Here is an 11,893-nt window from a genome sequence, read left to right as displayed (position 1 = left end):
GAGCCGCAATGCACTCACGACCTCCCCTGACCAGGCGGCGGGCGCTCGCCACCGGCGCGGGCGCGCTGGCCGCGGCCGGGGCGCTGACCCCGCTCGCGGCCGGCTGCTCGGCGCCGTACGACGCGGTCGCCTCGGACAAGACCCGGCTGCGCTTCTGGCATCTCTTCGCCGGCGGCGACGGCGTCAACATGACGGAGATGCTGGACGCCTTCGCCGCCGGGCACGACTCCATAGACCTGGAGACGACGGTGCTCCAGTGGGGCGCCCCGTACTACACCAAGCTCGGCATGGCGGGTGCGGGCGGCCGGGCGCCGGAGCTGGCCGCGATGCACCTGGCGCGGGTGCCGGGCTTTGCGCCGGGCAGGCTGCTGGACGCCTTCGACCTGGATCTGCTCGCCGAACTCGGGGTGCAGAAGGACGACTTCACCCCGGAGATGTGGGAGCGGGGGCGGTTCGGCGGCAAGCAGTACGCCATCCCGCTCGACACCCACCCGATGGTGCTCTACTTCCAGACCGAGGTCTGCGAGAAGGCCGGGCTGCTGGACGGCGACGGCAAGCTGAAGCCGATCGGCTCGACCGCGGATTTCACCGCGGCGCTACGGGCGATCAAGAAGGTCACCGGCAAACCCGCCCTGGTCAGCGAGACGCTCGGCCCGGACTGCATCGGTCCGTGGCGGCTGTTCTCCACCTTCTACTCGCAGACCGGCGGCCGGGTGCTGTCCGCCGACGGCAAGCGGCTCGCGCTCGATGACGCCAAGGCGCTGCAGGTGCTGGAGTACCTCGCCCGGCTCGGCGAGGAGGGGCTGATGCTGCGCCGCGTCGATTACGCGGGCTCGGTGGCGCAGTTCAGCAGCGGCGGCTTCGGCTTTCACATCAACGGCGAGTGGGAGGTGTCCACGTACCAGCTCGCCAAGACCAAGTTCTCCATGGCCCGGGTCCCCGGCCTCTTCGGCCGCCCCAGCGTGCAGGCCGACTGCCACGCCTTCGTCCTCCCGCAGCAGCGCGACCGCGGTGGCGCGCCGAACCGGGCCGCGCACACCCTGGTCGCCTGGATGCTCAGGCACTCGGTGGACTGGGCGAAGGGCGGCCATGTGCCCGCGTACACCCCGGTCCTTGATGATCCGGCGTATGTGAAGCTCAAGCCGCAGTCGGAGTACCGCGGCGTGATCGACGACGTCGCCCTCGACGACCCCGCCTGGTTCGCCGGCTCCGCCTCCCGCATGTGGATCGAGCTGGGCGGGGTCTTCTCCGGCGTGCTCACCGGCACCCGCAGCCCGCGCAGCGCCGTAACGGAGGCCAAGAAGCGCCTGCGCACGCTCCTCGACACCCCCAACCCGCTCCCGGGAGCCGCGTCATGACCACGGCATCCACCACGGCCGCCACCCCCGCTGCCCCGGCCGCACCCAAGGCGCAGGGCGCCGCCCGCACCGGGGTCGGCCGGCGCTGGACGGAGCACGGGCTGCTGTTCGTCGGCCCGTTCCTGCTGCTGTACGCGGCCTTCATGCTCTGGCCGATGATCTCCGGACTGTGGATGAGCTTCACGGATACGGACATCACCGCCAAGGGCTCGTCCTGGACCGGCTTCGACAACTACGCCGAGGCGCTGACCGACCCGGACGTCTGGTCCTCGCTCTGGAACACCGTCTGGTTCACCGTCCTGTCCACGGTCCCGCTGGTCCTCACCGGCCTGGTGCTCGCGCTGCTGGCCAATCAGCTGCGGGTGGTGCAGTGGCTGTGGCGGCTGAGCTGGTTCGCGCCCTTCCTGCTGCCGTCCGGCGTGGTCTGCCTGCTGTTCCTGAACATGATCTACCAGCCGGAGTTCGGCCTGGCCGACCAGCTGCTGGACGCCTTCGGCCTGCACCCGGGCATCGGCTGGCTGACCGATGAGCGGTACGCGATGCTGTCGATCGTCGGCGCCACGGTGTGGTGGACGGTCGGCTTCAACTTCCTGCTCTATCTGGCCGCCCTGCAGTCGATCCCGCCGCACCTGTACGAGGCCGCCGAGCTGGACGGCGCCGGCGCCTGGAAGCGGATGCTGCACATCACGCTGCCGATGCTGCGCCGCACCACCTTCCTGGTGGTGGTGCTGCAGGTGCTGGCCTCGCTGAAGATCTTCGACCAGGTGTATCTGCTGACCGGCGGCGGCCCCGACGACTCCACCCGGGTCGTGCTGCAGTACGTCTACCAGCAGGGCTTCACCGGCTACCGGATCGGCTACGCCTCCGCCGTCTCGTACATCTTCTTCGCCCTGATCCTGATCGTGTCCCTGGTGCAGCCCGCGCTGGCCCGGCGACGTGCCGAGGAGGCCGCCCGATGAGTGTCCTGTCCGCTGTTGTCTCCGCGGCCGGCGGCCGCCGGATCCGCTGGACCCCGGGCCGGATCGCGCTGCTCGCGATCGCGCTGCTGCTGGTGGCGATCTGGCTGCTGCCGCTGGCCTGGGCGGTGGCCACGTCGCTGAAGCCGGAGGGCGAGACGACGAAGACGCCGCTGGAGTGGATCGGCTCGACGGTCACCTTCGACGCGTATCAGAAGGTGTGGGAGTCGGGCGACGTCCAGATCTGGTTCCTCAACTCGTTCTTCATCTCCGCGGTGACGACGCTGCTGACGGTCCTGACGGCGTCGATGGCGGCGTACGGCTTCACGCGCACGGACTTCAGGGGCAAGAAGCTGCTCTACGGGCTGGTGCTGGCCGGGATCATGGTGCCGCCGCAGGTGCTGATCGCGCCCCTGTTCATCGAGATGGTGCAGCTGGGGATGGTGGACACGTACTGGGGGGTGATCCTGCCCCAGGTCGCCGTGCCCGCGATGGTGTTCATTCTGGTGAAGTTCTTCGAGGCGGTGCCGCGCGAGCTGGAGGAGGCCGCGTACGTGGACGGGGCCGGGCGCTGGCGGGTGTTCTTCACGATCGTGCTGCCGCTGTCCCGCCCGGTGCTGGCGGCGGTCGCCATCTTCACGTTCATCACCACCTGGAACAACTTCCTGTGGCCGTTCCTGGTGACCACCGACCCGAAGCTGATGACGCTGCCGGTCGGCCTGGTGAACGTCCTGTCCAGCTACGGCGTCCGCTACGCGCAGATCATGGCGGCGCTGGTCATGGCCGGACTGCCGCTGCTGATCATCTTCATGCTCTTCCAGCGGCAGATCGTGAAGGGCGTGGCGCACACCGGCCTGGCCGGGCAATAGCGCCCCGCCCTTCACGACTACGGACTTACGGGATGGTCGCGCCGTACTCCTCGAGCGCGGCCACGACCGGCTCGAAGAAGGTCTCGCCGCCGCTGGAGCAGTTGCCGCTGCCGCCGGAGGTCAGGCCCAGCGCGTCGCCGCCCGCGAAGAGCGAGCCGCCGCTGTCGCCGGGCTCGGCGCAGACGTCGGTCTGGATCAGGCCGTTGACGGTGCCCTGCGGGTAGGTGACGGAGACGTCGAGTGCCTTGACGGTGCCGTCGTGGACCTGGGTGGTGCTGCCGCTGCGCTGCACCTGCTCGCCGACGACCGCCGCGCGGGCGCCGGTGATCTCCTGGGTGGAGCCGTTGTAGAGGTTGACGGCACTGGGGTGCTCGGTGCTGCCCGTGTACTTGATCAGGGCGCGGTCATTGCCCGGGAAGGTCGCTGCCTCGGATGTCCCGATGACGGGACCGCCGGAGCTCTCGGACCAGTCGGTGCCGCCGAGCTCCACGCAGTGGCCTGCGGTGAGGAAGTACGGCTGGCCGCCCTTGGTGACGTTGAACCCGAGCGAACAGCGCGAGCCGCCAGTGTAGATGGCGTCGCCGCCGGCGATGAACATCTCGAACTTGCCGGCCGTCCGCTTGAGGACCGCCTTGCCGTCCTGCGCGGCGACCTGCTTCTTCAGCTTCGCGAGCGCCTCGCCCTTGACCGTACGGTCGGCGGTGACGATCACCTTTCCGGTGGCTCTGTCGATGGCGCGGGAGGTGCCGGAGACGGCACTGTCCGTCAGATCAGCCTTGACGGACTTGAGGGTTTTTGCTTCCGGAGCGCCGGTGGCGGCATTGGCGTCCGCCAGCGTCAGGCTTCCGGCGAGGAGAGCGACTGCCCCCGCGGTTGCGGCGACAAGACGCGCCCTGGTTATTCGCTGCCTCAACTCAATTCCTCCTATGGGGGGAGGACCACCGGAAGGTCCGGCGATCCGGAGGTTGATGCGACATGCACATGCCAAACCGAAGGTGGGTCGCACCCCGGCGGGGCAACTCGCCGAGTATCCCCATCCCTGTCTCAACATTCAAGACCGCCTCACGAAGCGGCAGTTGACGCGCTCATATGCACACCAGCCCCACCCCGCCCGCCTCATGTGATCGTTGAACTTCTCCCCGCGATTCGATGAAGTCTGCTCGATTCTGATCAGTGGATGCCAACTTCTGGTTACTGTGCGCCCCTATGAAACACATACGCACAGCAGCCGGCCTCGCGGTCGCGCTGCTGTTTCTCGTGCTGGGAGCCGGAGTCCAGTCCGCGTCGGCGCATGTCTCGCGCGAACATGCCGAGCTGGTCGTCGCCACGGGCGACGGCGTCACCAGCGGGCGGCTCATCGTGCACCAGGACGTGGTCGACCCTGACAAGGCCGGGCCCTGGGCCTCCCGGCTGCTGGCCGGCGGCCAGGGTGGCTGCGCCGCCACCGGGTCCGGCGTCCCCGGTGATGACGGCGGGGTGCCCGGCGGCGTCGTGGTCGAGCTGGCCTGGAGCTGCCACGTGGACGCGCTCGACCTGCGGGCGCTGCTGGAGCAGGGCGGACTCGACAAGGTCGTGGTGGAGTTCGACGGCACCACCGTCGACGCGGGCGCCGGGCGTCCGATCGTCGATGCCGCGGGCGCGCACGCCGCACCGTCGTTCCCCTGGGCGCGCGTTGCCCTGGCCGGGCTTGCCGCGGCCGTGCTGCTGCTGGCCGTACGGCAGCTGCGGCGCGGGCGCCGGCTGCCGCGACTGCCGCGGCGTCCGCGGTTGCGGCTCGCCACCACCGGCGTGGTGGCGCTGGCCTGCCTCGCCCCGCAGACCGCGCTCGCCGGCACCCCGGCGGCGGCCGGGCAGGCGACGGTGACCGGCACGGTCTTCGACGACGCCGACGGCGACGGCAAGCGGGACGCCGGCGAGGACCCGATGCCGGGCGTGGACGTCACCGACGGCGCGGTCTGGGCCACCACCGGGCCCGACGGCTCGTACCGCCTGGACATCGACCCGGACCGCCGCGAGACGGACCTGGTCAGCATCGTCTCCCCCGACGGCTATACGCCGGCGCTGCGCGCGGACCACATCCCCGCGTACTTCCACAAGGTCCCGGAGAAAGGGGCCGACGGCATCGACTTCGCCCTCGTCAAGGACGAGCACGCCGCCGACCCCACCGAGAAGTGGGTGATGAACTCCGACACCGAGGTCGGCAACCGCACCGACGAGGAGGCCCGCAAGGCGCTGCCCATGTGGACCGGCCAGGTGCGGGCGATGTCCGAGGTCGACGGCGCGACCATGCAGATCGCGACCGGCGACCTGACCGTCACCGACTACGCGGACGAGCCGCGCCGCCAGGGCGGCTACGACCTCTTCCGCAAGGGCCTGACCGAAGGCAGGCTCGGCCACCCCTTCTACCCGGTGATGGGCAACCACGACTTCGGCGGCACCGCGAGCTCCAAGGGCTATGCGGGCAGCCTCGAGTACTACCGCCGCAACCTCGGCCCCGAGTGGTACAGCTTCAACCGCAACGGCCGCCACATCGTGGTCCTGGAGGACAACTACGACGCCAGCGGCCTCGCCCCGCAGCTCGCGTGGCTGCGCCGCGACCTGGCCCGGCACGCCGTCGGCAAGCAGGTGTTCGTCTTCGGGCACCGCTCGCTGTTCACGCAGTGGGGTCCGGGCGCGGGCATGCAGCCCATCATCGACGAGCTGGCCAAGTACGACGTGCGGATGGTCGCGGCCGGGCACAACCAGCAGGCGGAGTTCCGCCGCGGCGCCTTCAAGCGCTCCGTGGAGATCAACAACCAGGGCACATACGGGATCGACGGGGCCCGCCCCGACTACAAGGTGCTGGACTTCAGCACCATCACCGACGACCCGGACACGCGGCGCAATGAGGACACCGGCCATGTCACCGGCAGCCACCGCCAGTTCGAGGTCGACGACGACGCGGCGCTGGTCAGCCCGGCCCAGGGCAGCCTGCACGGCGCCGACGCCGGGGTCCCGGTCGAGGTGTACGCGGAGGACGACGGCCGCACGCCGGGCAAGGCGAAGCTGACCGTACGGGATGCCCGGGGCCGTGCCGTCAAGCGCCAGACCCTGGACTTCGGATCGGGCGGCGCGGCTGCCCGCCCCGGCATCGAGAACTGCTACACCCCGCCCGGCGGCCGTCCCGAACCCTGCCCTGAGGCCCGTACCTCCTGGACCCGGGCGAGCGGTCGGCTGCAGGGGCTGCTGCCCGGCGCGTACACGGCCGAGACGAAGGTGTACGACACCCGCGGCGAGCGGTGGACCACCACCCGGCACACCTTCAAGGTGGTGGCGGACCTCCCCGCCCCCAAGGCGGGCCAGGACTGGCTCCGCCAGGGCGGCGACGAGGCCGGGCGCTCGGCGAGCGGCGACGAGCCGGGCGCCCGGCTCGACCTCAAGTGGGCCCGTAACACCGGCGAGCAGTTCAACCTCAACGGCTCGGTGGTCGCCGACGGCAAGCTGATCGTGTCGTCCCGCGCCTTCGACTCCCCGTACAGCATGATGCTCGCCTACGACATCTCCACCGGGCGCGAGCTCTGGCGCACCTATCTGGACGGCGACGCGGAGTCCACGCCCACCCTGCACGGCGGGCGGGTCTATCTCACGACCGGGGTCGGCCGCGTGTACGCGCTGGACGCCGGCGACGGGAAGGTCGCCTGGGAGCGCGTCGACCGCGAGGAGCGGCACGGCGACACCGTGCGCCGCTACGGCCGCGCGGGCGGCCCGGTGAGCGTCTTCGAGGTGGCCGGGAAGGACCGGGACGTGGCCGTCTACCAGGACTACGACAAGGTGCGCTGCCGCGACGCCGAGAGCGGCGAGGCGCTGCCCGGGGGCTTCTCGGCGGCAGCCTCCTGGGGCCAGTTCCACAGCGCAGTGGTGCGCGAGCCCGGCTCCAACACCGCCTATCTGCACTCGGGTTCCAGCAACTCCGTCATCGCCATGGACCTCGCGACCTGCACCCAGAAGTGGGTGCAGGACACCGGCGGCGACATCGACAGCCACTCCTCGCCGCTGCTCACCAGGAGCGGGGGGCTGGTGACCTTCACCGCGAGCGGCTTCCGCGGCCACGACCCGCAGACCGGCGCGGTGACGTGGCACGCCAAGGCGGGCGGCGAGAGCGTCTGCGAACCCGGACGGGCGCCGCTGACCAGCCCGGCGGGGTGGGGCGACATGGCGTATGTGGCCGGGCGCGACGGCAAGGTGCGCGCGTACGACACGCGTGCCGCCGACCCGTCGAAGCCGGTGTGGGAGACGCCCGTCGGCTATCTGCCGGGCGAAAGCCCGCTGGACGACAAGTGGCGGGTCGCGATGGGCTGCGAGGCGGGCGCCGGGTCGCCCACCATGCATCCGGTGGTCACCAAGTCGCGGGTGTACGTGGGCACGTGGGACGGGCGGCTGCTGGTCCTCGACCGGGCGAGCGGGAAGCGGCTCGCGTCGTACAACCTGGGCGCGGGCGTCGCTTCGGCGCTGTCGGTCAGCGGCGAGTGGGTCTTCGTCCTCACGGACGACGGCACCGTCCACGCGCTGGCCGCGCGGCGCGGGGGCGGCGTCCGCTACTCCGCCTCCGCCACCAGGACCTCCACGCCATCGGCCTGGAGCGCGTCGAGCTCGGCGGCCGGGATGCCGGAGTCGACGATGACCAGGTCGAAGGCGCTGACGGGGGCGAGCTGGTAGAGGCCGCGGCGGCGGAACTTGGTGTGGTCGACGAGCAGGATCTTGCGGGCGGCGGCCTCCATCAGCGCCCGCTTCACCGCCACGGTCTCCTGCGACTGGTGGTAGCACTGGCCGCGGGTGATCGCGGTCGTGGAGGCGAAGAGCGTGTCGGCGTAGAGGCTGGTCACGGCGTCCACCGTGCGCAGGCCGAGGAAGGCGTCGTACGCGGGGTAGTAGGTGCCGCCCAGGGAGATCAGCTCGATGCCGGGGCTGCCGGCGAGGGCCTGCGTGACGGGCACGAAGTTGGTGATCACGGTCAGCGGAGCGCGCTGGGCGAGCAGCCGGGTGAGCGCCAGCGCCGTGGTGCTGTCGTCGACGATGACCGACTGCCCGGGCCTGACCAGCGGCAGGGCGGCCCGCGCGAGCGCGTCCTTCTCCGCCACCATGGCCTGGGTGCGGTGGCGGACGTCGCCGTGGAACGCGGTCGACGGCTGGGCGGTCGCGCCGCCGCGGACCTTCCGCAGCCATCCCCTGCTCTGCAGATAGTCCAGATCCCGCCGGATGGTCATGGGTGTCACGCCGAGCTCGTCGGCCAACTGCTCGATCCGTACGAACCCTTCGTCCACGACACGGCTTTTGATCCGCTCCCGGCGCTCGCGCGGCTTTCGTGCGCTCATGTCCGCCGGCCGCGGGATCTCATCCTCCATGACGTCTCCTGTTCGTTTCCTGTGAAGTGAACATCCTCGCCTCCGGCGGATCAACCCCGCTCGTCATGGCTTCTGGAGCGGCCACAGCTGCTGAGCGAACATTCCCGGAGGGGGAACGAACGAGCCACATGTGCAGTTTTTGAGACCAGTTGACACTATTGAAACACCCTTGTTTCGTGTGCGTTGCCTCACAGCAGCCCACGAGCAAGGAGTGTGGAACATGAGGAAACTCGCCAGTTTTGCTCTTACCGGCATCCTCGCCGTGGGCGCGCTCACGGCCTGCGCCGAGGAGCCCGGCAGCGCCGGCTCCGGCGACAAGGGCGGGGGCAAGAGCGGGGCGGGCAAGGTCGCCTTCCTGATGCCGGACCTCGCCTCCACGCGTTACGAGCAATACGACGCCCCGCTGTTCAAGAAGCGGATGCGCGAGCTGTGCGCGGACTGCAAGGTGCTCTACCAGAACGCCGACAGCGACGCCTCGCTCCAGCAGCAGCAGGCCAACTCCGCGATGGCGCAGGGCGCCAAGGTCATCGTCCTCGACCCGGTCGACTCGGACTCCGCGGCCACCATCGTGCAGACCGCCCAGTCCCAGGGCGTCAAGGTGATCGCGTACGACCGGCCCATCCCCAAGAAGCCCGCGGACTTCTACGTCTCCTTCGACAACGAGGCGATCGGCCAGTCGATCGGCCAGTCGCTGATCGACCACCTCAAGAAGGAGAAGGCCAAGGGCGGCGTGCTGCAGGTCAACGGCTCCCCGACCGACGCCGCCGCCGGGCTGATCAAGAAGGGCATCCACAAGGCCGTCGACGACAGCGGCTTCAAGCTGCTCGCCGAGTACGACACCCCCGACTGGTCGCCGGAGAAGGCGCAGCAGTGGGTGAGCGGCAAGATCGCCCAGCACGACGACCGTATCGCCGGCGTGGTCGCCGCCAACGACGGCACCGGCGGCGGCTCGATCGCCGCCTTCAAGGCCGCCGAGAAGAAGGTCCCGCCGATCACCGGCAACGACGCCGAGCTGGCGGCGGTCCAGCGCGTCATCGCGGGCGACCAGTACAACACCATCTCCAAGCCCATCGAGATCGTGGCGAAGGCGGCGGCCGAGGTCGCCCACCAGCTGATGGAGGGCAAGAAGCCCAAGCCGGACACGACGCTGTTCAAGACGCCGTCGCAGCTGTTCAAGCCGACCGTGGTGACGCAGGACAACCTGAAGAAGGTCATCTTCGGCCCGGAGGGCGTGCTGAAGGTCAAGGACGTCTGCACCAGCAAGTACGCCGCCGACTGCAAGCGTCTGGAGATCAAGTGACCGCGCCCGTCCTCTCCTTGCGCGGCGTCGGCAAGCAGTTCGGCGCGGTCGCCGCGCTCACCGGCATCGACCTCGATGTCGCCGCCGGTGAGGTGGTCGCCGTGGTCGGCGACAACGGCGCCGGAAAGTCCACGCTGGTGAAGATCCTCTCCGGGGTCTACAGCCCGGACGGCGGCACGATCTCCTTCCACGACAAGGAGGTCACCCTCGGCTCCCCCGCCGCGGCGCACGCCATGGGCATCGCCACCGTCTACCAGGACCTGGCGCTCTGCGAAAACCTCGACGTCAAGGCGAACCTCTTCCTGGGCCAGGAGCTGCGCCCCTGGATGCTCGACGACGTCACGATGGAGAAGCGCTCCTGGGAGCTGCTGCGCGAGCTCTCCGCCCGCATCCCCACCCTCAACATCCCGGTCGCCGCCCTCTCCGGCGGCCAGCGGCAGACGGTGGCCATCACCCGGGCGCTGCTGGGCGATCCCGAGATCATCCTCCTCGACGAGCCGACCGCCGCGCTGGGCGTGGCGCAGACCGCCGAGGTGCTCAACCTGATCGAGCGGCTGAAGAGCAACGGGCTCGGCGTCGTGATGGTCAGCCACAACATGGACGACGTCCGGGCCGTCGCCGACCGGGTCGCGGTGCTCAGGCTCGGCCGTAACAACGGGGTGTTCGACGCCCGGGAGGTCTCGTCCGAGGAGATCGTCGCCGCGATCACCGGCGCGGCCGACAACGTCGTATCGCAGCGGGCCGCGCGCCGGTCGTCAGTGAAGGAGGCGCCATGACGTCCCTGGAAACCCCGGTCCCGGCGGCCGCCGCCGATCTGCAGGACGAGCGGCTGGTCACGCCGCAGGGCCTCGGCGACAGCGTCCGCGCCGCGGTCCGCCGGGCCCGCGGCGGGGACCTCGGGATGCTGCCCGTCGTGGCCGGCATCGTGGTGATCTGGACGATCTTCCAGCTGCTGAACCGCACCTTCCTGTCCAGCACCAACCTGGTCAACCTGGCCTTCGACTCGGTGTCCCTCGGGGTCATCGCACTGGGCATCGTCTGCGTGCTGCTGGTCGGCCAGATCGACCTGTCGGTGGGCTCGGTGAGCGGCGTCGCCGCCGCGACCACCGGCGTGGTCATGGTCCGGCACGAGCAGCCGCTGTGGCTGACGCTGCTGGCGGCGATCGCCGCGGGCGCGGCCATCGGCTGGGTGTACGGGCAGGCGCTCAACCGCTTCGGCATCCCCAGCTTCGTCGTCACCCTGGGCGGCCTGCTCGCCTTCCTCGGCACGCAGCTGTGGCTGCTGCGCGGCCAGAACGCCATCAACCTGCCGTACGACTCGTCCCTGGTGAAGTTCGCGCAGGTGTGGTTCGTGCCCGACGCCCTCGCGTATGTCTTCGCGGTGGCGGCGGCCGGCGGCTACTTCGCCGTCGGGTGGGTGCGGGCCCGCAGCCGCCGGGCCGCCGGGCTGTCGTCGACCTCGCTGCAGCTGCTGGTGGTGCAGGCGGGCCTGCTGGGGGCGGGGCTGCTGTTCGCGGTCTATTACCTGAACCGCACCCGGGGCGTGCCCTGGGCGTTCATGCTCTTCGTCAGCCTGGTGCTGATGGTCCATTACGTGTTCACCAAGACGAAGTTCGGCCGGTCGCTGTACGCGGTGGGCGGCAATGCGGAGGCGGCGCGGCGGTCGGGCATCAATGTGCGCGCCGTCTACACCTCGGCCTTCGTCATGTGCTCCACGCTCGCCGCGCTGGGCGGCGTCCTGGCCGCGGCCCGGCTGGCGGCGGCGAACCAGTCCACCGGCACCGCCGACGTCAACCTCAACGCGATCGCCGCCGCCGTCATCGGCGGCACCAGCCTCTTCGGCGGCCGCGGCACGGCCTTCGCCGCCCTCCTCGGCGTCCTCGTCATCCAGTCGATCTCCAGCGGCCTGACCCTGCTGAACCTCGACTCCTCCTACCGCTTCATCATCACCGGCGCGGTGCTCCTGGTCGCCGTAGGCCTCGACTCCGCCGCCCGCCGGTCGCGGCAGGCCCACGGAAGGGGCTGAGAC

The 11,893-nt window shown here is 70.4% G+C and carries 8 protein-coding genes and 1 pseudogene; 7 read left to right on the top strand and 2 right to left on the bottom strand.

The window, feature by feature from the left end; translation table 11 throughout:
• Window positions 1-8: 8 nt before the first annotated feature.
• The 3 genes from ACNNMR_RS34490 to ACNNMR_RS34480 are packed head-to-tail and all read left to right on the top strand — an operon-like array spanning window position 9 to window position 3,183.
• Window positions 9-1,358, top strand: a complete 1,350-nt coding sequence (locus ACNNMR_RS34490) for an extracellular solute-binding protein (protein WP_419998616.1) — start codon at window positions 9-11, stop codon at window positions 1,356-1,358.
• A complete protein-coding gene (locus ACNNMR_RS34485; protein ID WP_419998615.1) occupies window positions 1,355-2,317 on the top strand; it encodes a carbohydrate ABC transporter permease in 963 nt (320 codons plus the stop codon). Before ACNNMR_RS34490 ends, ACNNMR_RS34485 begins: the two co-directional genes overlap by 4 nt.
• Window positions 2,314-3,183: a carbohydrate ABC transporter permease gene (locus ACNNMR_RS34480; protein ID WP_419998614.1), complete on the top strand. Its 870-nt coding sequence runs from the start codon at window positions 2,314-2,316 to the stop codon at window positions 3,181-3,183. The genes ACNNMR_RS34485 and ACNNMR_RS34480 overlap by 4 nt, the downstream gene beginning before the upstream one ends.
• A gap of 25 nt (window positions 3,184-3,208) precedes the next feature.
• Here the strand turns inward: ACNNMR_RS34480 and ACNNMR_RS34475 are convergent, their stop codons facing one another.
• Window positions 3,209-4,096: a S1 family peptidase gene (locus ACNNMR_RS34475; protein WP_419998613.1), complete on the bottom strand. Its 888-nt coding sequence runs from the start codon at window positions 4,094-4,096 to the stop codon at window positions 3,209-3,211.
• Between the two features lie 293 nt (window positions 4,097-4,389).
• Between ACNNMR_RS34475 and ACNNMR_RS34470 the strand changes: the two are divergent.
• Window positions 4,390-7,737, top strand: a pseudogene (locus tag ACNNMR_RS34470) (PQQ-binding-like beta-propeller repeat protein); the annotation flags it as partial.
• 20 nt (window positions 7,738-7,757) lie between these two features.
• Here the strand turns inward: ACNNMR_RS34470 and ACNNMR_RS34465 are convergent.
• Window positions 7,758-8,534 carry a DeoR/GlpR family DNA-binding transcription regulator gene (locus tag ACNNMR_RS34465; RefSeq protein WP_420000584.1) on the bottom strand — a complete coding sequence of 259 codons (777 nt, stop codon included), beginning with the start codon at window positions 8,532-8,534 and terminating at the stop codon, window positions 7,758-7,760.
• A 250-nt stretch (window positions 8,535-8,784) separates the two neighbouring features.
• Here ACNNMR_RS34465 and ACNNMR_RS34460 point away from each other — a divergent pair, with 250 nt between their 5' ends.
• From ACNNMR_RS34460 to ACNNMR_RS34450, 3 genes are read left to right on the top strand one after another with little or no spacing between them, the layout of a single operon-like run.
• Complete coding sequence (locus ACNNMR_RS34460; RefSeq protein WP_419998612.1) at window positions 8,785-9,864, top strand: sugar ABC transporter substrate-binding protein; 1,080 nt, start codon at window positions 8,785-8,787, stop codon at window positions 9,862-9,864.
• Window positions 9,861-10,640, top strand: a complete 780-nt coding sequence (locus ACNNMR_RS34455; protein ID WP_419998611.1) for an ATP-binding cassette domain-containing protein — start codon at window positions 9,861-9,863, stop codon at window positions 10,638-10,640. Before ACNNMR_RS34460 ends, ACNNMR_RS34455 begins: the two co-directional genes overlap by 4 nt.
• Window positions 10,637-11,890, top strand: a complete 1,254-nt coding sequence (locus tag ACNNMR_RS34450) for a sugar ABC transporter permease (RefSeq protein ID WP_419998610.1) — start codon at window positions 10,637-10,639, stop codon at window positions 11,888-11,890. Before ACNNMR_RS34455 ends, ACNNMR_RS34450 begins: the two co-directional genes overlap by 4 nt.
• Window positions 11,891-11,893: the final 3 nt, after the last annotated feature.

This window comes from Streptomyces boninensis, assembly GCF_048572725.1.
Lineage (GTDB): Bacteria > Actinomycetota > Actinomycetes > Streptomycetales > Streptomycetaceae > Streptomyces > Streptomyces boninensis.
Note: the sequence above shows the minus strand (reverse complement) of the source record. Positions and strands in the feature narration are given on the sequence as shown.

Bases quoted from the DNA above. Each gene is read 5' to 3' on its own strand.
- ACNNMR_RS34460 (WP_419998612.1), top strand. From the start codon at position 8,785: ATGAGGAAACTCGCCAGTTTTGCTCTTACCGGCATCCTCGCCGTGGGC.
- ACNNMR_RS34465 (WP_420000584.1), bottom strand. From the start codon at position 8,534: ATGAGCGCACGAAAGCCGCGCGAGCGCCGGGAGCGGATCAAAAGCCGT.
- ACNNMR_RS34485 (WP_419998615.1), top strand. From the start codon at position 1,355: ATGACCACGGCATCCACCACGGCCGCCACCCCCGCTGCCCCGGCCGCA.
- ACNNMR_RS34450 (WP_419998610.1), top strand. From the start codon at position 10,637: ATGACGTCCCTGGAAACCCCGGTCCCGGCGGCCGCCGCCGATCTGCAG.
- ACNNMR_RS34490 (WP_419998616.1), top strand. From the start codon at position 9: ATGCACTCACGACCTCCCCTGACCAGGCGGCGGGCGCTCGCCACCGGC.
- ACNNMR_RS34480 (WP_419998614.1), top strand. From the start codon at position 2,314: ATGAGTGTCCTGTCCGCTGTTGTCTCCGCGGCCGGCGGCCGCCGGATC.